Below are 24617 nucleotides of genomic sequence, written 5' to 3'. Positions count from 1 at the left end.
GTTGTCCCTGTCCCTTGGGGGTTGGTCTTCAAGCGCCCGTCAAGGGTGCCTGGCCCACCGCATTATCTTCGGTCTCCCGGGGCTTCCGGGCGGCCGCCGTGTTCGTTTAGTGACCGTGTGAAACGGTCTCGCCCGCCTTCAGGCGGTACACCGTGCCGCAGTAGGGGCACTTCGCCTCGCCCGTGACGGCCACGTCCAGGTAGACCTTGGGGTGGCTGTTCCACAGCTTCATGTCGGCCAGCGGGCTGGGGCAGAACACGCCTCCATGGGCGTTGAGGTCGGAGGCCTTGAGTTCGACGGCTGCTTTGCTCATGGCGTGTTCCTCAGACCTTGGCCAGCCAGTGGGCGTACTTGGGGTTGCGGCCGTTGACGATGTCGAAGAACGCGCTCTGGATCTTCTCGGTGATGGGGCCGCGGCTGCCCACGTAGTCGCCCTTGCCCAGCTCGATGCGGTCGAGTTCGCGAATCGGGGTGACTTCGGCCGCGGTGCCGGTGAAGAAGGCCTCGTCGGCGATGTAGACCTCGTCGCGGGTGATGCGCTTCTGCACGATCTCCAGGCCCAGGTCCTTGGCGATGTGGAACACCGTGTTGCGGGTGATGCCGTTGAGCGCGCCGGCCGAGAGGTCGGGCGTGTAGATCACGCCGTTTTTCACCACGAAGATGTTTTCGCCGGCGCCTTCGCTCACGAAGCCGCTGGAGTCCAGCAGCAGGGCCTCGTCGTAGCCCTCGTCGGTGGCCTCCATGTTGGCCAGGATGGAGTTGCTGTAGTTGCTCACCGCCTTGGCCTGCGTCATGGTGATGTTGACGTGGTGGCGGGTGTAGCTGCTGGTCTTCACGCGGATGCCGCGCTTGAGGCCTTCGTCGCCCAGGTAGGCGCCCCAGGCCCAGGCCGCGACCATCAGGTGGATGGTGTTGCCCTTGGGCGACACGCCCAGCTTCTTGTCGCCGATCCAGGTCAGCGGGCGCAGGTAGCAGCTCTCGAGCTTGTTCTCGCGCACCACGGCCTTCTGGGCCTCGTTCACCTCGTCCTGCGTGAACGGGATCTTCATGCGCAGGATCTTGGCGCTGTTGAACAGGCGCTCGGTGTGTTCCTCGAGCCGGAAGATCGCGGTGCCACCCTGGGTGTTGTAGGCGCGCACGCCCTCGAAGGCGCCACAGCCGTAGTGCAGGGTGTGGGTCAGCACGTGGATCTTGGCGTCGCGCCAATCCACCATCTGGCCGTCCATCCAGATCTTGCCGTCGCGGTCGGACATCGAGGGAACGATGGGGCTCATGTGGGGGTCCTTGGGTTGTTCGTGGGGCAGTCCGGCTGCCAAACCCATGATTTTACGGTGTCGGGCTGCCACCCTCCGGTGCCGCCGGGGCCTCATCCGTGGCGGGGCGGTGCAGCTTCCAGCCCTGCAGCTTGCCGTTGAGGAATTCCGCCGTCACGGTCGAGTCGCCGTTGTCGCGCCAGCGGTAGACCTCGGGTTGCACACTTTCTTCGGACAACCGCTCGCCCAGCGAGCGGGTCATGGCCATCACGTGCATCAGGGTGACGCCGGGCTTGAGCTTGGCGTTGAGCATCACCGCGCTGTCCACGTAGCCGATGGGGCGGTCGGACGCGCGCTTGAGCACCGTCATGAGGCGGGTGAAGTGCAGCAGCAGCCACATGGTCAGGCCGCCGCCGACGGCGGCCACCCCGGGCCAGCCGTAGGTGCGGTGGGACAAATACAGCAGGCCCAGGCCGGCCGCGAGGTAAAGCAGTTTCTGGAATCGCATAAAGGGGATTGTCGTTGCTGGCCGGGGCGGGCCGTTTGCGGCAAGTACGGATGGCCCGGCTCAGGCCAGGCTGCGCGCCAGTTCCATGGCTTCCTCGATCCGGTCCACGCCGTGCACCGTGAGGCCCTCGAAGGCCTTGTCGTTCTTGCGCGGCAGGTTGGCCTTGGGCACCACGGCCACGCTGAAACCCAGCTTGGCGGCTTCCTTGAGCCGGTCCTGGCCGCGTGGCGCGGGGCGCACCTCGCCCGCCAGGCCCACCTCGCCGAAGGCCAGGAAGCCCTTGGGCAGCGGTTTGCCGCGCAGACTGGAGGTGATGGCCAGCATCACCGCCAGGTCGGCCGCCGGCTCGCTGATGCGCACGCCGCCGACCGCGTTGACGAACACGTCCTGGTCCATGCAGGCCACGCCCGCGTGGCGGTGCAGCACCGCCAGCAGCATGGCCAGGCGGTCGCGGTCCAGGCCGACCGACAGGCGCCGGGGGCTGGGGCCGCCGCTGTCCACCAGTGCCTGGATCTCCACCAGCATGGGCCGCGTGCCCTCCAGCGTCACCATCACGCAGCTGCCGGGCACCGGCTCGGAATGCTGCGAGAGAAAGATCGCGCTCGGGTTGCTCACGCCCTTGAGGCCTTTTTCCGTCATCGCGAACACGCCGATCTCGTTCACCGCGCCGAAGCGGTTCTTGATCGCGCGGATCAGGCGGAAGCTGCTGTGGGTGTCGCCTTCGAAATACAGCACCGTGTCCACCATGTGCTCGAGCACGCGCGGGCCGGCGAGGGCGCCTTCCTTGGTCACGTGGCCGACCAGCACGATGGCCGTGCCGCTGGCCTTGGCCGCGCGCGTGAGGTGGGCCGCGCACTCGCGCACCTGCGCCACCGAGCCCGGGGCCGAGGTGAGCTGCTCGGAGTACACGGTCTGGATCGAGTCGATCACAGCGATGGCGGGCCGTGTCGCGTCCAGCGTGACCAGGATCTTCTCGAGCTGGATCTCGGCCAGCACGCTGACCTGCGAGCCGTCCAGCCCGAGCCGGCGCGAACGCAGGGCCACCTGGGCGCCGCTTTCCTCGCCGGTCACGTAGAGCGTCTTCAGGCCGGCGCGCTGCAGCGAGTCCAGCGCCTGCAGCAACAGCGTGGACTTGCCGATGCCCGGGTCGCCGCCGATCAGCACCACGCCACCCTCCACGATGCCGCCGCCCAGCACGCGGTCCAGCTCGTCGTGGCCGGTGGGCGTGCGCTGCACGTCGGTGGCCTCGATGTCGGCCAGGGTGGTGACCTCGGCCGTCTTCGCCAGCGAAGCGAAGCGGTTCTTGGCCGGGGCGGTCGATTCCGCGACCGATTCGACCAGGGTGTTCCAGGCGTTGCAGTGCGGGCATTTGCCCAGCCACTTGGGGCTGGTGCCGCCGCATTCGTTGCAGATGTATTGGGTTTTGTCTTTGGCGATGGTGCCGGGCAAATATAGTCGACACCCTCATGTCCCCACCTGTTCCCGCCGCCGCCCTGCAAGTGCTGCCTCCCGGCGCGCAAGCGCTGTCGGCCGCCGCGCGCGCCTACAACCTGCAACTCACCCGCATCGACAAACTCAAGCGCCAGCTGGCCGAGATGGATGCGCTCGCGCAGCAGCACCGCCAGGAACGCCACCAGGCGGTCGACCCACTGCGCCGGCAGCTGGCCCGGGACCAGCGCGCGCTGGCCCTGGCGCTGGACGGTCAACTGCAAGGCAAGCTGCTGAGCCGCGTGCAGGCCGACACCGCGCGCGCGCTGCTGCGCCGCCTGGTGCGCGCCCTGGCCGAAGCGGGGGACGCCGCGATGCGTGAACTGCACGACCGCCACAGCCCACGCACCCTGGCGCAACTCCAACAGGACTCGGCCGATGCGCTGCGCCAGCGCCTGGAGGCGGTGCTGGGCGAGCCACTGGACGACGAGGGCCAGAACCTCAGCGCCGAACAACTGCTGCACGCCGGCATGGAGCGCCTGCGGCGTTCTCAGGCGGATGCGCAGCAGCAGCGCCGGGGGGCCGCGCAAGCCCGGCGCGAACGCAAGAAGCCTGGCGCCGCGGCGCGCCAGACCCAGCAGCACGATGCCGACACCTTGTTGCGCCGCCTGTTCCGCCAGCTCGCCAGTGCCCTGCACCCCGACCGCGAGACCGACCCGCAGGCGCGGTTGCGAAAGACGGCCTTGATGAGCGAGGCCAACGCCGCCTACGAACAACGCGACCTGGTCGCGCTGCTGCAGATCCAGGCCCGCGCCGAGCTCGCCGACCCCGCTGCCGGGCAGCAGCTGTCCGACGAGCGCCTGGCCTCGCTCACGCTTTTGCTCAAGGCCCAGGTGGCGGCATTGGAGCGCGAGCGCGCCGCGCGGCAGAGCGCGCTGTCGGACGAGTTCGATCTGCCAGAGGGCGTGTCAACCAACGCCAACACCTTGTTGCAGAGCCGGATCGATGAGACGCGCGCGCTGGAGGGCGCCCTGGCTCAGCTGGCGCGCGACCTCGAGCAGGCGGAGGATCCCGCGCGGCTCAAGCGCTGGCTCAACGCGCAGCGCGATCTGGCGTGAACCCCTGAATCAGTTCCTGCACGAGCTCCGCCGCAGGCACCTCCCGGCAGCCACTCGCGTTCTGACCCGACCACAGCGGTGAGAAGTCGCCGCTGCCCTTGGCCTCCCAATGCGCGCGCAGCGGCGCCATGGCCGCCGTGGCCAGCGGGAACGCCGGCGCGACCGGGTTCATGGGGCCGAGCTCACGCATCACGCGGTTGACGATGCCGCGCGCCGGGGCGACCGGTGAACAGGTGGGTGAGGGCGGTGTGGTGCGCCGCCTCGCTCTGCAGAGCCGCGCGGTGCAGCGCGCTGGTGGTGGCTTCGGGGCAGCACAGAAAAGCCGTGCCCACCTGCGCGCCCGAGGCGCCCAGCGCCATGGCCGCGGCCACGCCCGCCGCATCGGCAATGCCGCCGGCCGCGATCACCGGCACGCCCACGGCCGCCACGATCTGCGGCAGCAGCGCGAAAGTGCCGGCCTGCGTCGTGAGGTCGTCCGTGAGGAACATGCCCCGGTGGCCGCCGGCCTCGACGCCCTGGGCAATGATGGCGTCCACGCCGAAGGCCTCCAGCCAGCGCGCCTCTTCAACCGTGGTGGCCGAGGACAGCACCACGCTGCCCCAGCCCTTCACGCGGTCCAGCAGGTCCAGGTCGGGCAAGCCGAAATGGAAGCTCACCACCTTGGGCCGGAAGCGTTCGAGGATGTCGGCCGCCGCGCGGTTGAATGGCACGCGGCCCGGCCCGGTCGGCACGGCATCGATGTCCAGCCCCGCTTCGCGGTAGTAGGTGCCCAGCCAGGCGCGCCACGCCGCTTCGCGCGCTTCGTCGGCCTCGGGTGGTGCGTGGCAGAAGAAGTTGACGTTGAACGGCCGCTCGGTGCCGGAGGCCAGTGCCGTCAGCTCGCGGTCCATGGCTTCGGGCGAAAGCATGGCGCAGGGCAGGGAGCCCAGCGCGCCCGCGTTGCTCACCGCCACCGCCAGGGCCGCGCCCTGCACGCCCGCCATCGGCGCCTGGATCAAGGGGTATTCCGTACCGAGCAGGGCAGTGAGTGCGTTCATGCGCGCATTCTCACCGCGCCGCCGTTCCGGGTAAACCCTTGATTTGTTTCCAGAATAATCATTTAATATATTAAATAAATGGACGACACCACCCCTTTCATCCACCGCAACCTGCCGCGCCTGCTGCTCGAAGCGCGCGAGGCCGTGATGCTGCACACCCGGCCCAGCCTGCGCCAGTACGGCCTGTCCGACCAGCAGTGGCGCGTGCTGCGCGTGCTGGGCGAACACGCGCAGCTGCCTGGCGGGGTGGAGACCGGGCGCGTGGCGCGCGAGGCCTTTCTGCTCGGCCCCAGCCTCACCGGCGTGCTCACCCGCATGGAGCGCGACGGCCTGATCGCGCGCAGCCGCTGCCCGCAGGACGCGCGGCGCACCGTGGTGCGCGCCACGCCAGCGGGGCTCAAGCTGGTGAAGGGCCTCTCCAGCACCATCGAGGCGCACTACGCCTGGATGGAGCAGCGCCTGGGCAAGGCCCGGCTGGCGCAGCTCTACGCCCTGCTCGACGAGGTGATCGCGCTCGAACAACCCCTGAACACCGAAGAGGCCGATGGCCTGGAGGACGACGCCGCATGAACCCGATTCCCTGGATGCCGGCCGGCACGGTCTACGGCACCCTGCTCAACTTCCAGCGCGAACACGCTCTGTGGGCGCCGCGCATGCACGAGGCGCCCTACAAGGCGCCGCCGAAAGCGCCGGTGCTCTACGTCAAGACCGCCAACACCTTCACGCCCCTGGCCAGGCCATCGCGCTGCCCGCCGGTGCGGCGGTGCAGGTGGCGGCCTCGCTCGGCCTGGTGATGGGCGAGGGCAGCGTGCTCGGCGCGGTGCTGTTCAACGACGTGGCCATCGCGCACGAGAGCTACTACCGCCCGCCCGTCAAGGCGCGCTGCATCGACGGTTTCCTCGGCGTGGGCGCCGAGTGCGTGCCCATCGCACAGCTCGGAGGCCTGGCCGGGCTGGTCGATCTGCAGATCGAACTGCACATCAACGGCGTGCACCGCCAGACCACGGTCCTGGCCGAACTGCTGCGCGACGCCGCCACCTTGCTGGCCGACGTGAGCGAGTTCATGACCCTGCGGCCGGGCGACGTGCTGATGCTGGGCTCCGACTGCCTGGCCGACGGCACGCGCCCGCTGGTGCACCCGGGCGACACGGTGGAGATCACCGCCCCGGGCTTCGCGCCCACCTTGCACAGCTTCACACAGGAGGTGGCCGCATGAAGCGCGCCCGCATCGCCTGGGCCGGCGCGGTCCACGACGCCATCGAGTCCGACGGCCAGCTCGAACTGCTCACACCGGCCCTGAAAGGCCGCCGCGTGGCCTTTGACGACGTGGTCTGGCTGCCACCGTTGCAGCCCCTGCCGCCGCAGCGCCCGCGCACCGTGCTCGCGCTCGGCCTGAACTACGCCGACCACGCGAAGGAACTGGCCTTCAAGGCGCCCGAGGAACCGCTGGCCTTCGTCAAGGGCGAGGCCTCGCTCACCGGCCACCGCGGCTTCACGCGGCGCCCGCCCGGCGTGGATTTCATGCACTACGAGTGCGAGCTCGCGGTGGTGATCGGGCGCACCGCCAAGCGGGTGAAGAGGGCCGACGCCCTGGACTTCGTGGGCGGCTACACGGTGGCGAACGACTACGTCATCCGCGACGTGCTGGAAAACTGGTACCGACCCAACCTGCGCGCCAAGAACCGCGACACCTGCACGCCCATCGGCCCCTGGCTGGTGGACGCGGCCGACGTGCCCGATCCGATGAACCTCGCGCTGCGCACCACCGTCAACGGCGAGGTGACGCAACAGGGCAGCACGCGCGACATGATCTTCGACGTGCCCACGCTGATCGAGTACTTCAGCGCCTTCATGACGCTGCAACCCGGCGACCTCATCCTCACCGGCACGCCCGACGGCGTGGTCGACTGCCGGCCCGGCGACGTGATCGTCACGTCCATCGAAGGCATCGGCGACCTCGTCAACACCATCACCCAACACCCCTGAACCGCAGCATGACGACGACGATCCAGCACCTCATCAACGGCAAGGCCGTGCGCCAGCGCCGCGAGCTTCGAGACCCTCAACCCCGCCACGCAGGACGTGCTGGCCGAGGTCAGCGCGGGCGGCGCGGCGGAAATCAACGCCGCCGTGCAGGCCGCGAAGGACGCGTTCCCGAAATGGGCTGGCCTGCCGGCCACCGAGCGCGCGAAGCTCATGCGCAAGCTGGGCGAGCTGATCGCGGCGAACGTGCCCGAGATCGCGCAGACCGAAACCAACGACTGTGGCCAGGTGATCGCGCAGACCGGCAAGCAGCTGGTGCCGCGCTCGGCCGACAACTTCCACTACTTCGCCGAGATGTGCACGCGGGTGGATCGCCAGCACCTACCCCACGCCCACGCACCTGAACTACACGCTGTTCCACCCGGTGGGCGTGTGCGCGCTCATCAGCCCGTGGAACGTGCCCTTCATGACCTCGACCTGGAAGGTCGCGCCCTGCCTGGCGTTCGGCAACACGGCGGTGCTGAAGATGAGCGAGCTGTCGCCCCTGACGGCCGCGCGCCTGGGCGAGCTGGCGCTGGAGGCGGGCATTCCGGCGGGTGTGCTCAACGTGGTGCATGGTTACGGCAAGGACGCGGGCGAGCCGCTGTGCGCGCACCCGGACGTGCGCGCGATCTCCTTCACCGGCTCCACGGCCACGGGCAACCGCATCGTGCAGAGCGCGGGCTTGAAGAAGTTCAGCATGGAGCTGGGCGGCAAGAGCCCGTTCGTGATCTTCGACGACGCGGACCTGGACCGTGCGCTGGACGCGGCGGTGTTCATGATCTTCAGCAACAACGGCGAGCGCTGCACGGCGGGCAGCCGCATCCTGGTGCAGCAGAGCATCTACGCCGACTTCGTGGCGAAGTTCGTGGAGCGCGCCAAGCGCATCACGGTGGGCGATCCGCTGGACGAGAAGACCATCGTGGGCCCGATGATCAGCCAGGCGCACCTGGCCAAGGTGCGCAGCTACATCGAGCTGGGCCCGAAGGAGGGCGCCACGATGTTGTGCGGCGGCTTGGACCGGCCGTCGTACGCGCCGGAGCTGTCCTCGCGCGCTGCGCAGGGCAACTACGTGTGGCCGACGGTGTTCGCGGACGTGGACAACCGCATGCGCATCGCGCAGGAGGAAATCTTCGGCCCGGTGGCATGCCTGATTCCGTTCCGCGACGAGGCGCATGCGATCGAGCTGGCGAACGACATCCAGTACGGTCTTTCGAGCTATGTGTGGACGGAGAACCTGGGGCGTGCGCACCGGGTGGCGGCGGCCGTGGAGGCGGGCATGTGTTTCGTCAACTCGCAGAACGTGCGGGATCTGCGCCAGCCGTTTGGTGGCACCAAGGCGAGCGGCACGGGGCGCGAAGGGGGTACCTGGAGTTATGAGGTGTTCCTGGAGCCCAAGAACGTCGCTGTGTCTCTCGGGTCGCATCACATTCCCCACTGGGGTGTCTGAAATGCTTTCGCTCCAACGGGTGGGCGGGATCGAACGAGCAGGGCGCTCTGCTCCGCGGGTGTCCCCCGACGGCTGGTGCCGTCTCCTCCTTTACCCCGCTGCGCAGAACGCCCTGCCCGCCCGATCCGAAACGGCGCTGGCACACAAGCTCCGTCGAGCGCGCGGTCCGCAGTGGGTTTGCCAGTGGGGGTGGCCGCCGCAGCGAAGTAAAGGGGGAGGGCTGGGCGCAGCCCAGACCGGAGGACATGAGCGGAGGCGGCCACCCCCACTGGCAAACCCACGGAGCATCTACAAAAAGCCAGAGGACCGATCATGGGCAAACTAGCACTCGTCGCAAAGATCACCCACGTCCCGTCGATGTACCTGAGCGAACTCGACGGCCCGAGAAAGGGCACGAGGCAGGACGCCATCGACGGCCACGTGGAAATCAGCCGCCGCTGCCGCGAACTCGGTGTCGACACCATCGTCGTCTTCGACACCCACTGGCTCGTCAACGCCAGCTACCACCTCAACTGCGCGCCCCACTTCCAGGGCACCTACACCAGCAACGAGCTGCCCCACTTCATCAGCAACATGCCGTTCGAGATCCCGGGCAACCCCGAACTCGGCCAGCTGCTCGCCAAGGTGTGCAACCAGCACGGCGTCGAAACCCTGGCCCACGACGCCACCACCCTCGGCCCCGAATACGGCACCCTCGTGCCCATGCGCTACATGAACGCCGACCAGCACTTCAAGGCCGTCTCGGTCTCGGCGCTGTGCCAGTCGCACTACCTCAACGACAGCGCGCGCCTCGGCTGGGCCATGCGCAAGGCCGTCGAAGACCACTACGACGGCACCGTCGCCTTCTTCGCCAGCGGCTCCCTCAGCCACCGCTTCGCGCAGAACGGCCTTGCGCCCGACTTCGCCTTCAAGATCTGGACCCCCTTCCTCGAAACGCTCGACCGCCGCGTCGTCGAGATGTGGGAGCAGGGCGAGTGGAAAGCCTTCTGCGAAATGCTGCCCGAGTACGCCGCCAAGGGCCACGGCGAAGGCTTCATGCACGACACCGCCATGATGCTCGGCGCCCTCGGCTGGAGCGACTACGACGGCCAGGCCGAGGTCATCACCCCGTACTTCGGCGCCTCCGGCACCGGCCAGATCAACGCCGTCTTCCCCGTCACGCCGCAGACCGGCGCGGCCATCCCCGCCGCACAGGCCTCGTCGGCCAAGGGATACCAGGCCGTCTCCCGACTCTGAGAACGCCACCCATGCCGCACCTCGTCATCCTCTACACCCCCAACCTCGACAAGCCCGCCAGAGAAGGCGGTACCGACATGGGCGCGCTCTGCCGCGAGCTGTGCGACGCCATGCTCGCGGTGCGCGACGAGGCCGACAAGCAGGTCTTCCCCACCGGTGGCACGCGCGTGCTGGCCTACCCGGCGGCGCACAGCGCCATCTCGGACGGCGGCGCGGCCGGCATCGCCGCCGGCCTGGGGGGCGACTACGCCTTCGTCTACATGAACGTGCGCATGGCCCAGGGCCGCAGCGCCGTCACCCACCAGCGCGTGGGCGAGGCGCTGCAGGCCGTGGTGAAGGCGCACTTCGCCGTGCAGCTCGCCACGCGCGCCATCGGCATCACCGTGCAAGTGGACGAGGGCCACGAGGTGTTCGACGCCAAGACCAGTTCCCTGCACCCGCTGTTCAACCGGAGCTGACCCCATGCTCGACGACACCCTCATCCAGCGGCTCGCGGCCGAGCTCGACGCTTCGGAACGCAGCCGCGTGCCGCTGGAGCACTTCTCCAAACGCTTTCCCGGCATGACGGTCGACGACGGCTACCGCGTCGGCCGTGCCTGGGTGGGCCTGCAGGTGGCCGCCGGCAAGCAGGTGATCGGCCACAAGATCGGCCTCACCAGCCGCGCCATGCAGATCTCCAGCCAGATCGACGAGCCCGACTACGGCACCCTGCTCGACAGCATGCGCTTCACCGCCTCGGCGGGCGAGGTGCTGCAGATCCCGACGTCGCGCTTCATCGCGCCGCGCGTGGAGGTGGAGCTCGCCTTCGTGCTCAAGTCGCCTCTGCAGGGCAAGGACGTGACGGTGGAAGACGTGCTCGCGGCCACCGAGTACGTGACGCCCGCCATCGAGATCATCGATGCGCGCATCGAGCAGTTCGACCGCCACACCAAGGTGATGCGCAAGGTGTTCGACACCATCAGCGACAACGCGGCCAACGCCGGCATCGTGATCGGCGAGGGCGATCTGCGTTACCGCGCCGACCCGTTCACCCTCGACCTGCCCTGGTGCGGCGCCATCCTGCGGCAGAACGGCGTGGTGGAAGAAACCGGCTTGGCCGCCGGGGTGCAAGGCCACCCGGCGGTCGGCATCGCCTGGCTGGCGCACAAGCTCGCGCCCTGGGGCGAATCGCTTCAGCCTGGCCAGATCGTGCTGGCCGGTTCGTTCACCCGGCCGGTTGCCGCCCGCCAGGGCGACCTGTTCGAGGCCGACTACGGCCCGCTCGGCAGTCTTCGGTTCCAGTTCGTCTGAGTTTCTCTCCCCACCCCATGCAAACCCCCGTCAACCCCTTCAAACAGGCGCTCGCCGAGCGCCGCGCGCAAATCGGCTTCTGGCTCGGCCTGGCCAACCCCTACAGCGCGGAAATCTGCGCCGGTGCCGGCTTCGACTGGCTGCTGATCGACGGCGAGCACTCGCCCAACGGCCTGCAGGACCTGCTGTCGCAGGCCCAGGCCATCGCCGCCTACCCGGGCGCGCACGCCATCGCGCGCGTGCCCGTGGGCGATGCGGCGATCATCAAGCAGTACCTCGACGTCGGCCTGCAGACCCTGCTGGTGCCCATGGTGGACACGCCCGAGCAGGCGGCCCAACTGGTGCGCGCCTGCCGCTACCCGCAGAACGACGGCCAGGGCGGCGTTCGCGGCATGGCCGGCGCCCGGGCCTCGCGCTGGGGCCGTTACCCGAACTACGCGAAAGAGGCCAACGCCCAGGTCTGCCTGCTGGTGCAGGCGGAGACGCGCGAGGCCCTGCAGCAGCTTGATGCCATCGCGGCCACGCCCGGCGTGGACGGCGTCTTCATCGGTCCGGCCGACCTTTCCGCCTCGCTCGGCCACGTGGGCGACCCGGGCCACCCCGAGGTGCAGGTCGCGATCGAGGACGCTATCGCGCGCATCCTGCGCGCCGGCAAGGCGCCCGGCATCCTGACCACCGACGAGGCCCAGGCGCGCCACTACCTCGCCTTGGGCGCGGTGTTCGTGGCCGTGGGGCTGGACACCCAGATCCTCGCGCGCCAGACCAGCGCCCTGGCCGCGCGCTTCAAGACCGATGCGCCCGCCGTGCCTGCCCAGGCCAAGGGCAGTGTGTACTAGGAGACCACCCCCATGAACGCCGCCCTGCCCACCACCACCGCCACGCCCGCCGGCATGCACCCGGACGAATGGGCCGCGCGCGTCGAGCTCGCCGCCTGCTACCGCGTCTTCGCCATGCTGGGCTGGACCGAGATGATCTACAACCACATCACGCTGCGCCTACCCGCCAGCGTGACGGGGGAGGAAGAAGGCCGACCCGCCGCCGGGCCGCCCCAAGGCGGGGCAGCCCCCTCGGGGGGCAGCGAACCACGCGAAGCGGGGAGCGTGGGGGCCTGTGGAAAGCAGTTCTTGATCAACCCCTTCGGCCTGCACTACAGCGAGGTCACGGCGCGCAACCTGGTGAAGATCAACCTGCAGGGCGACGTGCTCGACGGTTCGCCGCACCCGGTCAACCCGGCCGGTTTCACGGTGCATGCCGCCATCCACGACGGCCTGCCCGGTGCGCACTGCGTGATGCACACCCACACCACCGCCGGCGTGGCCGTCGCCTGCCTGAAGGACGGCCTGCAGCAGACCAACTTCTACACCGCGCAGCTGCACGGCATGGTGGCGTACCACACCTTCGAAGGCATCACCATCCACGCGGACGAAGCGCCGCGCCTGCTCAAAAGCATTGGTGACCGCCCGGCCGTGATCCTGCGCAACCACGGCCTGCTGGCCTGGGGCGCCACCCTGCCGCAGACCTTCGCCATCCTCTGGACGCTGCAGCGCGCCTGCGAAATCCAGATGGCGACGTTCTCGATGGGCGGCGCGCAGGCGGCCCTGCCGGTGCCCGAGGCCATTGCGGAAAAATGCACGCGCGACGCGCTGCAGTTCAACCCCCACCACGGCGCCGGCCGTGACGTGTTCGACGCGCTGGTCCGGCAGGTGAACCGCCTGGACCGCAGCTACCTGGAGTGAGCCCTTGACCTCTTCCCCTGACTTTCAGCGCGTGGCGATCGTCGGCGCGGGCGCCATCGGCGGCTGGCTCGGCGTGCGGCTCTCGCACACCGGTTGCATCGTGAGCGCGCTCGCGCGCGGCGAGACGCTCGCGGCCCTGCAGCGCGATGGCCTGCAGCTGCACCAGGACGGCCAGCTGCAGGGCGCGCCGGTGCAGGCCGCCGCCAGCGCCGTGACCCTGGGCGTGCAGGACCTCGTGATCGTGGCCGTGAAGGCCCCTTCGCTGCCCGACCTCGCGCGCGGCATCGCGCCGCTGATCGGCCGCCACACCGTGGTGCTCACCGCCATGAACGGCGTGCCCTGGTGGTTCTTCAACGGCTTTGGCGGCGAGCGTGCCGGCACGCGCCTGAAAACGGTGGACCCCGAGGGGGAGATCGAGCGTTGCATCCCGGCGCGCCACGTCATCGGCGGCGTGGTGCACGCGAGCTGCTCGGTGGACGCGCCCGGCGTGATCCGCCACCACTTCGGCAACGGCCTCATTCTTGGCGAGCCTTCGGGCGAGTCCAGCGAGCGGGTGGCGGCCCTGGCCGAGCTGCTGCGGCGCGCCGGGCTCAACGCCACGGTGTCGCCGCAGATCCAGAAAGACGTCTGGTACAAGCTCTGGGGCAACATGACGGTGAACCCCGTGAGCGCACTCACCGGCGCCACCACCGACCGCATCCTGGGTGACCCACTGGTGCGCGACTTCATCAGCCGCGTCATGCTCGAGGCCAAGGACATCGGGGCGCGCATCGGCATCCCGATCGACCAGCAGCCCGAAGACCGCCACGCGGTCACGCTCAAGCTCGGCGCGTTCAAGACCTCGATGCTGCAGGACGTGCAGGCGCACAAGCCGGTGGAACTCGACGCCCTGGTGACCGTGGTGCGCGAACTCGGCCAGCTCACCGGCGTGCCCACGCCGTTCACCGACGCGCTGCTGGGCCTCTCGCGCCTGCAGGCGCAGACGCTGAACCTCTACCCCTCAGCCCAGTAACGCTGGGAACAGCTTCACCAGGCCGGTCGCCATCACCTCGACCGACAGCGCGGCCAGGATCAGGCCCATCAGCCGCGTCATCACGTTGATGCCGGTCTGGCCCAGGAAGCGCGCGATCGGCTCGGCCAAGGTGAAGCAGATGGCCGTGGCCAGGGCGATCACCACGCCGTAACCCACCAGCGCGGCGTGCTGGAAGAAGGTCTTGGCCTGGTCGGCGTAGATCACCACGGTGGACATGGTGGCCGGCCCGGTGAGCAGCGGGATGGTCAGCGGCACCACCGCGATGGAGGTGCGCGCCGAGGTGTCGCTCAGTTCCTGGTCGGTGGCCTTGGCCTCCGCCGGCCGCGCGTTGAGCATGGACAGTGCCGAGGTCAGCAGCAGCATGCCGCCGCCGACCTGGAAGCTCGCGAGCGAGATGCTGAAGAACTCCAGGATCTGCAGGCCGATGACGGCGCAGGTGGCGATCACCGCGAAGGCGCTGAAGGCCGAGATCATCACCGTGCGCTGCCGCTGCTGGCGCGAGAAGCCCTGCGTGTAGTGGATGAAGAAGGGCACGATCGCCAGCGGGTTGACGATCGCCAGCAGGGTGATGAGTGGCTTGAAATCCATGCCCAGGATTGTGGGGCATGGCCGCCTGATCAGGCGGCCGGCTGGCCAGGCTCGCGTCGCCGGAACATGCCGTAGCCCTCCATGTAGAGCACCTTGTCGCCGTGCTGGTTGAACATCTCCCAGGTGGTGCGCACCAGGCCCACGTCCAGGCGCTTGCTCATGGGGCGTTTTTCCAGGATCGTGTGCTGCAACCGCAGCGTGTCGCCCGGGAACACCGGCTTGAGCCACTTCACGCTCTCCAGGCCGGGCGAGCCCAGGCTGGAGCTTTCGTTGAGGAAGTTGGTCACCATCAGCCGCATCGCCATGGCGCAGGTGTGCCAGCCGCTGGCGCTGAGCGCGCCGAACACCGAGGCTTTGGCGGCCTCGGCGTCGAGGTGGAAGGGTTGCGGGTCGAACTGGCGCGCGAAGGCCACCGTCTCCTCTTCGGTCGGCGTGATGGTGCCCAGGTCGCGTGTCTCGCCGACCTGCAGGTCTTCCCACCAGTACTTGATGTGCGAGGTGTCGGGGGTGTTTGTGGTCGTGGTCATGTCAGCGTCCTCCAGAGACGTCCATCAGGGTCATGGTGGTGTAGCTCGCGGCGTCGGACAGCAGCCAGACGATGGCCTGCGCCACTTCGTCGGCCCGGCCGCCGCGCTGCATGGGCACCAGGTGTTTCAGGTCACGCACCCGGTCGGGCAGGCCGCCCGAGGCGTGGATCCCGGTCTCGATCAGCCCCGGGCGCACCGCGTTGACGCGCACGCCCTCGCTCGCGACTTCCCGCGCCAGGCCGATGGTGAAGGCGTCGATCGCGCCCTTGGCCGCCGCGTAGTCCACGTACTGGCCGGCCGAGCCCAGGCGCGAGGCCGCGCTGGAGAGGTTCACGATGGACCCGCCTTCGCCGCCGTGTTTTGTGCTCATGCGGCGCACCGCCTCGCGCGCGCACAGCATCGAGCCGATCACGTTGATGTCGAACATGCGGCGCCAGCGCGCCACGCTCATCTCGTCCACGCGGGCCGTCACGTCGACCACGCCCGCGTTGTTCACCAGGCCGTGCAGGCGGCCGAGCTTGGCGTCGATCTTCGCGAACATCGCGAGCACCTGCTCTTCGTCCGCCACATCGGCCTGCACGCTCATGGCCGTGCCGCCCTCGGCGCGGATCGCGCGCACCACCTCGTCGGCCGAGAGCGAGTTCGCGGTGTAGTTCACCGCCACCGCCCAGCCCTGCCGCGCGGCCAGCCCGGCGGTGGCCGCGCCGATGCCGCGCCCGCCCCCGGTGACCAGCAGCGCCCGGCCTGTCATCTCAGCCATAACCCGTCTCCTGCAGAATGTGGTGGCATCGCGTACAACACGGGCTCGCCACCGAGCTTGCCATTACAACAGCGACAGGAGACCGACATGCGTCGCACAGTCGACTATTACTTCGTCCCGCAAAGCCCCTGGGCCTACCTGGGCCACGCGCGTTTTGCGGCCTTGCTGCGCGAGACCGGCACGGCCGTGCGCGTGCGGCCCATGGACCTGGGCAAGATCTTCCCGCTGTCCGGCGGGCTGCCCCTGCAGAAGCGCGCGCCGCAGCGCCAGGCCTACCGCCTGCTCGAGCTGCGCCGCTTCAGCGAGGCGCTGGACATCCCGCTCCACCCCGAGCCCCGCTTCTTTCCCGTGGCGGGCGACCCCGCCGCGCGGCTGATCACCGCCGTGGCCCAGCACGACGGCGACGAGGCCGCGATGCGCCTGACCGGCGCGGTGCTGGCCGCCGTCTGGGCACAGCAGCGCGACATCGCCGACGACGCCACGCTGGCGGCCCTGCTGGCCGAGACCGGTCTGGATGCCGCGCGGCTGGCGCAATCCCGGCAGCCCGAGGTGCAGGCGCGCTACGACGGGCACACGCAGGCCGCCATCGACCTCAGCGTGTTCGGCGCGCCCAGCTACGTCATCGACGGTGAACTGTTCTGGGGCCAGGACCGCCTCGACTTCGTGGCGCGCCGGCTGCGCGCCTGACTTTTTCAACCCGACAACAGGAGAAACACCATGGGTCAGACGATCGAACTCACCTCCGCCGACGGCTTCAAATGCCCGGCCTACGTGGCCCAGCCCAGCGGCAAGGCCAAGGGCGGCCTGGTGCTGCTGCAGGAAATCTTCGGCTTGAACTCGCACATCCGCTCGGTGGCCGACGGCTACGCGGCCGATGGGTACTTCGTGGTCGCGCCGCACACCTTCCACCGCGCCAAGCCCGGTGTGGAACTCGGCTACACCGAGGCCGACATGAAGGCCGGCATGGAGCTCAAGGCCGCCGTGGAAGGCCTGCCGGCGCCGGGCGTGATGCCCGACATCCAGGCCGCGATCCAGCACGCGGCGCAGGCCGGCAAGGTCGGCATCCTCGGCTACTGCTGGGGTGGCCTGCTCACCTGGCGTTCGGCCAGCGCGCTGCAGGGACTGTCCGCCGCCGCGCCGTACTACGGTGGCGGCATGACGGTGGGCGCGGAGCTCGAGCGCCGGCCCACCGTGCCGGTGATGGTGCATTTCGGCGCGCAGGACCACTGGATTCCGCTCGACACGGTGGAGGCCTTCAAGAAGGCCCAGCCCGGCGTGACGGTGCACGTGTACGACGCCAACCACGGCTTCAACTGCGACCAGCGCGGCTCGTACAACGAGGCGGCGGCCAAGCTGGCGCGCGAGCGCACGCTGGCTTTCTTCGCGCAACACCTGGGCTGACACCGTGTGGCGCGCCGCGGCATCGCTGGGGCTGCTGATCGGGGCCTGCGCGGGCGTGGCGGCCGCCGACTACAGCGGCCCGCTGTTCGACGCGCACCTGCACTACAACAACGAAGCCTGCACGCACGACACACCGGCCCCGGGCTGCCCGCACCCCATGGCCGATGTGCTCGACCGCATGCAGCGCAACGGGGTGCGCGCCATCGTCGCCAACTCGCGGCCCAACGACGGCACCAAGGCGCTGGCCAGCGCGCGCGAGCAGACGCGCAAGGCCGGTGTCGCGGTCGTGCCCTTCGTGCGCCTGTACCGCGACCGCGCCGACTACAACAACTGGTTCCGCGACCCCACCATCGTCGAAATGGTCAACGCCGAACTCCAGCGCGGCACGCCCGCCGGGCCCTACCGCGGCCTGGGCGAATTCCACCTGTACGACAGCGCCAACGCCAATGGCCCGGTGGCCAAACAGCTCATGGCCCTGGCCGAAGAGAAGGACCTTGCCATCCTCGCGCACGTGGACGATGCGGCGATCGACTTGCTGATGGCCAACACGCCTTCCAAGGGCCGCAGGTCGCTCCTGATCTGGGCCCACACCGGCATCGGTGGCACGCCGGTGGCGCGGGTGGACGAACTCTTCGCGCGTTACCCGCGCCTGGTGGGCGAGCTGTCGTACCGCCCCGGCCTGACCTGCGCCGACGGCCAGCTCTGTCCCGAATGGCGCGCGCTGCTGCTCAAGTACCCGGACCGTTTCCTGATCGGCTCGGACACCTGGATCAACCAGCGCTGGTTGTACTACGACGAGCTCATGAAGGGCTACCGCACCTGGCTGGGCGGGCTGCCGGCCGACGTGGCGCGGCGCATCGCCTGGGACAATGGCGCGAAGCTCTTTGGCGTGCCCCCACCCACCCCTTGAATCCCATGATCCAACTGCACTTCGCCCCCAGCAGCGCCGCCATGGTGCCGCACATCCTGCTCGAAGAAATCGGCGTGCCCTACGAGCGCGTGCTGGTCGACAAACAGAACGGTGGGCACAAGACGCCGGCCTACCTCGCGCTCAACCCGAACGGCCTGATCCCGGTGCTGGTCGACGGTGATCTGGTGCTGTATGAAACGGCCGCGATCTGCCTGCACCTGAGCGACACTCACCCGAAGGCCGCGTTGATGCCACCCATGGACACGCGCGACCGTGCCCATGCCTACAAGTGGCTCATGTGGCTGACCAACACGCTGCAGGCCACGCTCATCGTCTACTTCTACCCCGAGCGCTGGGCCGATACCGGGCACACCGAGGTCGCCGCGGAAGTGCAGCGCAACGCCCAGGCCCGCGTGGGGCCGCTGCTCAACCAGCTGGATGCCGAAATCGAACGCCGTGGCGGTCCATGGTTCATGGGCGAGCAGTTCACGCTGCTCGATGCCTACGTGTTCACGCTGTGCCGCTGGACGCGCAACTTCCCCAGCGCGCCGGCGCGGGACCGTCAGCACCTGGGCCCGTACCTGCAGCGCATGCTGGCAAGGCCATCGGTGCAGCGGGTGCTGCGCAATGAGGGCCTGGCGCCGCCTTACGTGTGAGGCTTCAGCGGCTTGTGCGCACCAGGTAGCGCTTGCGCCAGAACAGCACGCCGAGCACCACGGCGGTCAGTGCCATGGAGCCGATGGCCCACCAGAAGCCGGTCTGCTGGTGCAGCAGCGGGATGAACTGGAAGTTCATGCCGAAGATGCCCGCGATCAGGTTCAGCGGCAGGAAGATGGCGGTCAGTGCGGTGAGCGTGCGCATGATGTCGTTGGTGCGGTTGCTCTGCGCCGAGAAGTGCATCTGCACCGCGGTTTCCGCGTTCTGCTCCAGCCGGCGCACGTGGTGCACCACGCGCTCGATGTGCTCGAGCACATCGCGCGAACGCACCTTGAGCAGCTCCAGCCCGCGTTGCCCGCCGATCGCGTCGGTCGGCTCCCAGGTGGCGAGGTTCTCGTTCCAGTCCTGGATGGCGGAACGCTGGTCCTCGCAGATCTCGTCGAGCTGGTGCAGCGAGATGCGCGCGTCCAGCAGCGAGCCCCAGTTGCTGAAGCGGGCCTTGGGCATCAGCAGTTCGGTCTGCCAGTGGTCGAGCTGGCGCGTGAGCTCGCGGCGCAGCGCGAGGTAGCCGTCGACCATCTGGTTGACGATGCGCAGCATCAGGTCGGCCGGGCTGGGCGGCAGGTGCACGCCGGCCGCGCGCGAAGCGGCGGTGGCGGCCGAGAGCAGCCGCGTGGCGTACTGTTCCAGCGCCTGGCAGCCGACGGGGTGCACCGTGAGCAGCACGCGGTCGAACACCGCGAAGCCCACCGGGCTGGTGTCGATGCGCCGCAGCACGGGCGGGCCGCCGCGTTTGACGGACTGGGTGAGCACCTCGCCGGGGTGGGCGAGGTCGGTCTCGCTGTGGCCGGCGGCCAGCCGGCGGAACACCAGGATGTCGTACTGCGAGGTGTAGTCGTAGTGCGAGGGCAGCTGGTTGTTCAGCAGGTCGGCGATGTGCAGGTCCACCAGGGTCATGCCGCACAGCACCTGCAGGGTGGACTGCACCGCGCCCTGTTCCAGCTCGAACTCGCGCCGCCCGCAGGCGATCCAGATGTAGCCTTTCTCCGGCAACACCATGGGCAGGGCGCCGGATTCGTTCACCGAGCCGGGCAGGACGTGGAAGATGCGCATGGTGGGGTGGGTGCCTGGTGTCAGCCGCGCAGCAGGCGCGCCGCGTCGCGCGCGAAGTAGGTGAGCACGCCGTCGGCGCCCGCGCGCTTGAAGGCCAGCAGGCTTTCCATCATCACCGCGTCGTGGTCCAGCCAGCCGTTGAGGGCGGCGGCCTTGAGCATGGCGTACTCGCCGCTGACCTGGTAGGCGAAGGTCGGCACGCCGAACTCGTCCTTGACCCGGCGCACGATGTCCAGGTAGGGCATGCCGGGTTTGACCATCACCATGTCGGCGCCTTCGGCCAGGTCCAGCGCCACCTCGCGCAGGGCTTCGTTGGAGTTGCCCGGGTCCATCTGGTAAACCTTCTTGTCGGCTTTGCCCAGGTTGGTGGCGGAGCCGACCGCGTCGCGGAAAGGGCCGTAGAAGGCGCTGGCGTACTTGGCGCTGTAGGCCATGATGCGCGTGTGCACCAGGCCGTTGGCCTCGAGCGCGGTGCGGATGGCGCCGATGCGCCCGTCCATCATGTCGCTGGGGGCGACCATGTCCACGCCCGCCTGCGCCTGCGTCAGGGCCTGCTTCACCAGGATCTCCACCGTGGGGTCGTTCAGGATGTAGTTGTGCTCGTCGAGCACGCCGTCCTGTCCGTGGCTGGTGTAGGGGTCCAGCGCCACGTCGGTCATCACACCGAGCTGCGGGAAGCGCTTCTTCAGCTCACGCACCACGCGCGGCACCAGCCCGTCCGGATTCAGGGCCTCCTGGCCGTCCGGCGTCTTGAGCGACTGGTCGATCACCGGGAACAGCGCCATGGCCGGGATGCCCAGCGCCACGCAGTCCTCGGCCACTGGCAGCAGCAGGTCCAGGCTCAGGCGCTCCACGCCCGGCATCGAGGTCACGGCTTCGCGCCTGTTCTGGCCGTCCAGCACGAACACCGGGTAGATCAGGTCGGCCGGGCTGAGGCGGTGCTCACGCACCAGGTCGCGGGAAAAGGCATCCCGGCGCAGGCGGCGGGGGCGGCTGTGGGGGTAGGGGGCGGGGGCGTGCATGCGCGTATTGTGGCAAACGCCCCTTTTCGCCGTGTTAAGGCCGCCGCGACGCGGCTTGCCCGGCTGAACTGGGAAAGTTGACAGGGGGCTGGGCGCCCGAAAATGCGCCGCAGGTGTGGTGAACTCCACGGTAAGAAGAAAATACTGGTCTCCGAGTGCTCACCATCCGGCGTGTCAGCCGCTATTCTTCAGTCAACACATCTTGTTACTGATCCGCGGGAGACCCTGCGCACCACCAGTCCGCCCATGTTGACCACCAAAAAGCCCTCTTCGCACAGCTTTGCCAACACCAAGCCCAGCGCCAGTGAGCCCGAGTCGTGGTCGCTGGACGAGCATTGGCCGACCCTGTTGTCCGGCTTGGCCGATCAGGTCACGGAAGGGGTGAGTGCACTGCAGAACACCATCGATCTCCTGCTGAGCAAGGGCACCATCAGCCGGCAGGAGCACCGGGCGCTGAGCATCCCGGCCGAGCGCATCAAGCAGTCCGGCGTCAGCGCGCAGCAGATCCACCGCTTCTATGGCGGGCGCATCCGGCAATCGCATGAAAAGGTGGGCATGGCCGACCTGGTGGAAGGCGTGCTGCAGGAGCGCAAGAAGGAATTTGCCGTGCTGGGCATCGAGATGCGGCGCAAGCTCAAGCCGGTCGAGGTGCTGGTGGACCCGACCGTGGCCCACACCTTCGTCAACGCCGTGCTCGACTGGGGGCTGCCGTTCGGCAGTCGCATGGACGTTCGCATGGACACCAATGCCTGGCCGCGGCACGCCCGGTTGCAGTTGCGCGTCTCCAACGACGGCGCACCCCCATCGAGCCACGCGTCGGCGGACAGCCTGAGCTGGCTGCTGGTGCGCCAGATCGCGCTCGCGGCCGGCGGCATCGAAATCGACCGCCAGGTCACCGACGATGGCGTGAACTTCACCGCCCTGTTCAGCCGCACGGTGCAGGCGGTGGACGGCATCTCGGCCGTGGACCTCTCAGACGACCATTCCTCGATGTTCAAATCGCTGTCCGGCGTGTATGTGCTGACCATCTCGCCCACGTTGCAGATCCGCGCCGATGTGCGCGACGCCTTGCGCGAGATCGGCATCGGTTCGGACAGCGTGGTCGACTTCCGGCAGGCGCGCGAGGCGATCCTCTCCCGCATGCCCAACCTCATCGTCGTGGATGCCGGGATCAAGGACGAAGGCTTCGATCAGTTCCGCCGCGAACTGCTGCGCGAAGTGTTGGAGTTCCCCTTCGTCGAGATCTCGCCGGACGACAGCTCGTTCGACATGTCGGGCTTTGGTGAGTTCTCCATGGCCAAGGTGGGGCGGGGTAACATCCGCGAAGCCCTGGGCACGGCGGTGATGTTTGAACTCGCCAAAATGATGTGACCTGTTCCGCCTACAACAAAAAATCGAACAGAACAATGTCAGAACTGACAGGTCCTCTTGGTTTCCGCCCCTTCTTGGTGTAATATTTCTGTCGAGCTTGCCGAAAGGTCGGCTCCCCGCTTTTCCTCCCTGAGCGGGTGCCTTAGTGTGTGACAGCAAAAAGGCTTCCTGACCCGGCCCGAAAGGCCGGGTTTTTTTTGCCCTGTCAATTCTGGCGATTTGCCCGCCTCGACCCGTTCCCTGAAGCCCCGGGGCTACACTGCCCGGATGCTCTGGGTCAAGTCCTTCCACATCGTTTTCGTGGCCAGCTGGTTTGCCGGCTTGTTCTACCTGCCGCGCATCTTCGTGAACCTGGCGATGGTGCCTCCCGAGAGCGTCGCGGAGCGTGAGCGCCTGCTTCTGATGGCGCGCAAGCTGATGCGTTTCACCACCATTCTGGCGGTGCCGGCCCTGGCCCTGGGGCTGTGGCTCTGGCTGGGCTACGGCATTGGCCGGGGGGCGGGCAACGGCTGGATGCACGCCAAGCTTGCCGCGGTCGTCCTCATCCTGGGCTATCACCATGCCTGCGGCCTGCTGTTGCGCCGGTTCGTGAAAGGTACCCAGCGGCGCAGCCACGTCTGGTACCGCTGGTTCAACGAAGTGCCTGTGATCCTGCTGGTGGCCGTGGTGGTGCTGGTGGTGGTCAAGCCCTTCTGACGCTTTGAAAACCCGCTCCTCCGCCTGGCCGCTGGCACTGTTGTTTGCTGGTGTGGTGGTGTACGCCAGCCTGTACCCCTTCACGGGATGGCGCGTGCAGGGCGTGTCGCCGTTGGCCTTCCTGTGGGCGCCGCTGCCGCAGTACTGGACCGGTTTTGATGTGGCCTCCAACCTGCTGGGCTATGCCCCCCTGGGTTTTTTGTTGAGCCTGGCGATGCTGCGATCGGGCTGGGGGCGGTGGTCCTGGTGGTTGGCGTTCGGGGTGTCGGCCTTGTTGTCCCTGGCGGTGGAGACTCTGCAGAATTACCTGCCGATGCGGGTGCCGTCCAATGTCGACTTCGTGCTCAACAGCGCTGGCGCGGCCCTCGGCGCCGCCTGTGCCTGGGGCTTGGAGCGCCTGGGGGTGCTGCGCCACTGGAGCCAGTTTCGCGCCAACTGGTTCGAGCCCTCGGCCCACGGCAGCCTGGTGCTGCTGGCGCTCTGGCCGTTTGCGCTGCTCTACCCGCTGTCGGTGCCGTTTGGTCTGGGTCAGGTCTGGGATCGGCTGGAGGCTGGCCTGGTGCTCTTGCTGGAGGACACCCCTTTTCTGACCTGGGTGCCCGTGCGCCTGGAAGCTCCCGACCCGCTCAGCCCGCTGGCCGAGGCCTTTTGCATTTCGCTGTGCTTGCTGTCGCCTTTGCTGATGGGGTTTGCCGAAATGCGATCGGTGCTGCGCCGGGTCTTCTTCCTGCTGATGTTCTTTCTGGCCGCGGCGGGCGCGGCGGGCCTGTCGGCCGCCCTCACCTATGGGCCATCCCATGCCTGGGCGTGGGTCAGTCCGCAGGCCACCATGGGCCTGGTCATGGCGGTGCTGCTGGGCCTGGCGATGCTGGGGCTCCCGCGCCGGTTGTGCAACGTGGTGATGCTGCTGACCCTGGCGGTGTCGCTGACGCTCCTCAACCTCGCGCCCGACAGCCCCTACTTCGCGCAGTCGCTGGAAGTCTGGGAGCAGGGGCGCTTCATCCGTTTCCACGGAATTTCGCAGTGGCTGGGCTGGCTGTGGCCCTTCGCCGCCCTGATCTTCGGCCTGCGCGTGGTCGCGCGTGCACCGCTGGCCTCGGAGCGGACCACTAAAATTCCGCCATGAGCGAAAACAAGTCCTACTACGAGCGGCACATCTTCTTCTGCCTCAATCAGCGAGAAGGCGGCGAAGCCTCGTGCGCCCAGCACCGGGCGCAGGCCGCATTCGATCGCTGCAAGTCGCAGGCCAAGGCGCTGGGCCTGTCGGGCGCGGGCAAGGTGCGCGTCAACAAGGCAGGATGCCTGGACCGCTGTGCCGGCGGCCCGATCGCCGTCGTGTACCCGGAGGCGGTCTGGTACAGCTACGTGGATGAGCACGACATCGATGAAATCGTGCAATCGCACCTGCGCGACGGTGTGGTGGTGCAACGCCTGCTGACGCCACCGGACGTGGGGCGCTGA

At 68.5% G+C, this 24617-nt stretch carries 28 protein-coding genes and 2 pseudogenes; 20 read left to right on the top strand and 10 right to left on the bottom strand.

Annotation, left to right across the window (positions count from 1 at the left end):
• Positions 1–106: 106 nt before the first annotated feature.
• The 4 genes from ACFJGX_RS02620 to radA are packed head-to-tail and all read right to left on the bottom strand — an operon-like array spanning position 107 to position 3198.
• A complete protein-coding gene (locus tag ACFJGX_RS02620) occupies positions 107–313 on the bottom strand; it encodes a zinc-finger domain-containing protein (RefSeq protein WP_382322817.1) in 207 nt (68 codons plus the stop codon).
• 10 nt (positions 314–323) lie between these two features.
• On the bottom strand, positions 324–1274 hold the full coding sequence (locus ACFJGX_RS02615) for a branched-chain amino acid transaminase (protein WP_291116073.1): 951 nt from the start codon (positions 1272–1274) through the stop codon (positions 324–326).
• A gap of 52 nt (positions 1275–1326) precedes the next feature.
• A complete protein-coding gene (locus ACFJGX_RS02610; protein ID WP_382163201.1) occupies positions 1327–1761 on the bottom strand; it encodes a glycerate kinase in 435 nt (144 codons plus the stop codon).
• 60 nt (positions 1762–1821) lie between these two features.
• A complete protein-coding gene (gene radA, locus ACFJGX_RS02605; protein WP_382328587.1) occupies positions 1822–3198 on the bottom strand; it encodes a DNA repair protein RadA in 1377 nt (458 codons plus the stop codon).
• 29 nt (positions 3199–3227) lie between these two features.
• On the opposite strand from radA, the gene ACFJGX_RS02600 reads away from it, so the two are divergent.
• Positions 3228–4307: a hypothetical protein gene (locus tag ACFJGX_RS02600; RefSeq protein WP_382322818.1), complete on the top strand. Its 1080-nt coding sequence runs from the start codon at positions 3228–3230 to the stop codon at positions 4305–4307.
• On the opposite strand, the pseudogene ACFJGX_RS02595 reads toward ACFJGX_RS02600, so the two are convergent.
• Positions 4282–5344, bottom strand: a pseudogene (locus tag ACFJGX_RS02595) (NAD(P)H-dependent flavin oxidoreductase). The gene ACFJGX_RS02600 and the pseudogene ACFJGX_RS02595 sit on opposite strands and share 26 nt — an antisense overlap.
• Before the next feature lie 78 nt (positions 5345–5422).
• Between ACFJGX_RS02595 and hpaR the strand changes: the two are divergent.
• The 11 genes and pseudogenes from hpaR (at position 5423) to ACFJGX_RS02540 (ending at position 14090) form a co-directional block, all read left to right on the top strand.
• Positions 5423–5914 carry a homoprotocatechuate degradation operon regulator HpaR gene (gene hpaR / locus ACFJGX_RS02590; RefSeq protein WP_382322820.1) on the top strand — a complete coding sequence of 164 codons (492 nt, stop codon included), beginning with the start codon at positions 5423–5425 and terminating at the stop codon, positions 5912–5914.
• Positions 5911–6138, top strand: coding sequence for a hypothetical protein (locus ACFJGX_RS02585; RefSeq protein WP_382327667.1), 228 nt, complete (start codon positions 5911–5913; stop codon positions 6136–6138). The genes hpaR and ACFJGX_RS02585 overlap by 4 nt, the downstream gene beginning before the upstream one ends.
• On the top strand, positions 6108–6560 hold the full coding sequence (locus tag ACFJGX_RS02580; protein WP_382327665.1) for a fumarylacetoacetate hydrolase family protein: 453 nt from the start codon (positions 6108–6110) through the stop codon (positions 6558–6560). The genes ACFJGX_RS02585 and ACFJGX_RS02580 overlap by 31 nt, the downstream gene beginning before the upstream one ends.
• The gene (locus ACFJGX_RS02575; RefSeq protein WP_382322823.1) at positions 6557–7330 is read left to right on the top strand and encodes a fumarylacetoacetate hydrolase family protein; all 774 of its coding nucleotides are present in this window, start codon (positions 6557–6559) and stop codon (positions 7328–7330) included. Before ACFJGX_RS02580 ends, ACFJGX_RS02575 begins: the two co-directional genes overlap by 4 nt.
• A gap of 8 nt (positions 7331–7338) precedes the next feature.
• Positions 7339–8816 (top strand): annotated as a pseudogene (gene hpaE, locus ACFJGX_RS02570) (5-carboxymethyl-2-hydroxymuconate semialdehyde dehydrogenase).
• Between the two features lie 312 nt (positions 8817–9128).
• Entirely contained in the window at positions 9129–10052 is a 924-nt protein-coding gene (hpaD, locus tag ACFJGX_RS02565) for a 3,4-dihydroxyphenylacetate 2,3-dioxygenase (RefSeq protein ID WP_382322824.1), read from the top strand.
• An 11-nt stretch (positions 10053–10063) separates the two neighbouring features.
• On the top strand, positions 10064–10510 hold the full coding sequence (locus ACFJGX_RS02560; protein ID WP_382322825.1) for a 5-carboxymethyl-2-hydroxymuconate isomerase: 447 nt from the start codon (positions 10064–10066) through the stop codon (positions 10508–10510).
• Positions 10511–10514: 4 nt separating this feature from the next.
• Positions 10515–11342, top strand: a complete 828-nt coding sequence (gene hpaH / locus ACFJGX_RS02555) for a 2-oxo-hept-4-ene-1,7-dioate hydratase (RefSeq protein ID WP_382163182.1) — start codon at positions 10515–10517, stop codon at positions 11340–11342.
• Positions 11343–11359: 17 nt separating this feature from the next.
• A complete protein-coding gene (locus tag ACFJGX_RS02550; RefSeq protein WP_382327663.1) occupies positions 11360–12178 on the top strand; it encodes an aldolase/citrate lyase family protein in 819 nt (272 codons plus the stop codon).
• Positions 12179–12190: 12 nt separating this feature from the next.
• Positions 12191–13078, top strand: a complete 888-nt coding sequence (locus ACFJGX_RS02545) for a class II aldolase/adducin family protein (protein ID WP_382327661.1) — start codon at positions 12191–12193, stop codon at positions 13076–13078.
• A 4-nt stretch (positions 13079–13082) separates the two neighbouring features.
• Entirely contained in the window at positions 13083–14090 is a 1008-nt protein-coding gene (locus ACFJGX_RS02540; RefSeq protein WP_382322828.1) for a 2-dehydropantoate 2-reductase, read from the top strand.
• Here the strand turns inward: ACFJGX_RS02540 and ACFJGX_RS02535 are convergent.
• The 3 genes from ACFJGX_RS02535 to ACFJGX_RS02525 are packed head-to-tail and all read right to left on the bottom strand — an operon-like array spanning position 14079 to position 15977.
• Positions 14079–14699, bottom strand: coding sequence for a MarC family protein (locus ACFJGX_RS02535; RefSeq protein ID WP_382163174.1), 621 nt, complete (start codon positions 14697–14699; stop codon positions 14079–14081). The genes ACFJGX_RS02540 and ACFJGX_RS02535 overlap by 12 nt on opposite strands.
• A 29-nt stretch (positions 14700–14728) precedes the next feature.
• Positions 14729–15226 (bottom strand): MaoC family dehydratase, encoded by a 498-nt coding sequence (locus tag ACFJGX_RS02530; RefSeq protein ID WP_382322830.1) that lies wholly within the window; start codon positions 15224–15226, stop codon positions 14729–14731.
• A gap of 1 nt (position 15227) precedes the next feature.
• On the bottom strand, positions 15228–15977 hold the full coding sequence (locus ACFJGX_RS02525) for an SDR family oxidoreductase (RefSeq protein WP_382325837.1): 750 nt from the start codon (positions 15975–15977) through the stop codon (positions 15228–15230).
• 96 nt (positions 15978–16073) lie between these two features.
• On the opposite strand from ACFJGX_RS02525, the gene ACFJGX_RS02520 reads away from it, so the two are divergent.
• The 4 genes from ACFJGX_RS02520 to ACFJGX_RS02505 are packed head-to-tail and all read left to right on the top strand — an operon-like array spanning position 16074 to position 18953.
• On the top strand, positions 16074–16673 hold the full coding sequence (locus ACFJGX_RS02520; RefSeq protein WP_382322831.1) for a 2-hydroxychromene-2-carboxylate isomerase: 600 nt from the start codon (positions 16074–16076) through the stop codon (positions 16671–16673).
• A 30-nt stretch (positions 16674–16703) separates the two neighbouring features.
• Positions 16704–17387, top strand: a complete 684-nt coding sequence (locus ACFJGX_RS02515; RefSeq protein ID WP_382322832.1) for a dienelactone hydrolase family protein — start codon at positions 16704–16706, stop codon at positions 17385–17387.
• Positions 17388–17391: 4 nt separating this feature from the next.
• A complete protein-coding gene (locus ACFJGX_RS02510; RefSeq protein WP_382322833.1) occupies positions 17392–18297 on the top strand; it encodes an amidohydrolase in 906 nt (301 codons plus the stop codon).
• Positions 18298–18302: 5 nt separating this feature from the next.
• On the top strand, positions 18303–18953 hold the full coding sequence (locus ACFJGX_RS02505; protein WP_382327659.1) for a glutathione S-transferase family protein: 651 nt from the start codon (positions 18303–18305) through the stop codon (positions 18951–18953).
• 4 nt (positions 18954–18957) lie between these two features.
• Here ACFJGX_RS02505 and ACFJGX_RS02500 read toward each other — a convergent pair whose 3' ends face one another.
• Both ACFJGX_RS02500 and hemB read right to left on the bottom strand, forming a co-directional pair.
• Positions 18958–20067: a magnesium transporter CorA family protein gene (locus ACFJGX_RS02500; protein WP_382322835.1), complete on the bottom strand. Its 1110-nt coding sequence runs from the start codon at positions 20065–20067 to the stop codon at positions 18958–18960.
• Between the two features lie 20 nt (positions 20068–20087).
• Positions 20088–21089, bottom strand: coding sequence for a porphobilinogen synthase (hemB, locus tag ACFJGX_RS02495; protein WP_382322836.1), 1002 nt, complete (start codon positions 21087–21089; stop codon positions 20088–20090).
• A 246-nt stretch (positions 21090–21335) separates the two neighbouring features.
• On the opposite strand from hemB, the gene ACFJGX_RS02490 reads away from it, so the two are divergent.
• The 4 genes from ACFJGX_RS02490 to ACFJGX_RS02475 all read left to right on the top strand — a co-directional run bounded on the left by ACFJGX_RS02490 (position 21336) and on the right by ACFJGX_RS02475 (position 24617).
• Positions 21336–22460, top strand: a complete 1125-nt coding sequence (locus tag ACFJGX_RS02490) for a hypothetical protein (RefSeq protein ID WP_382322837.1) — start codon at positions 21336–21338, stop codon at positions 22458–22460.
• Positions 22461–22727: 267 nt separating this feature from the next.
• On the top strand, positions 22728–23156 hold the full coding sequence (locus ACFJGX_RS02485; protein ID WP_382325839.1) for a CopD family protein: 429 nt from the start codon (positions 22728–22730) through the stop codon (positions 23154–23156).
• 4 nt (positions 23157–23160) lie between these two features.
• Positions 23161–24282, top strand: a complete 1122-nt coding sequence (locus ACFJGX_RS02480) for a VanZ family protein (RefSeq protein ID WP_382322838.1) — start codon at positions 23161–23163, stop codon at positions 24280–24282.
• Positions 24279–24617 (top strand): ferredoxin, encoded by a 339-nt coding sequence (locus ACFJGX_RS02475; RefSeq protein WP_382163155.1) that lies wholly within the window; start codon positions 24279–24281, stop codon positions 24615–24617. Before ACFJGX_RS02480 ends, ACFJGX_RS02475 begins: the two co-directional genes overlap by 4 nt.

It is taken from the genome of Hydrogenophaga sp. UC242_50, from assembly GCF_042697355.1.
Taxonomy (GTDB): domain Bacteria; phylum Pseudomonadota; class Gammaproteobacteria; order Burkholderiales; family Burkholderiaceae_C; genus Hydrogenophaga.
Note: the sequence above shows the minus strand (reverse complement) of the source record. Positions and strands in the feature narration are given on the sequence as shown.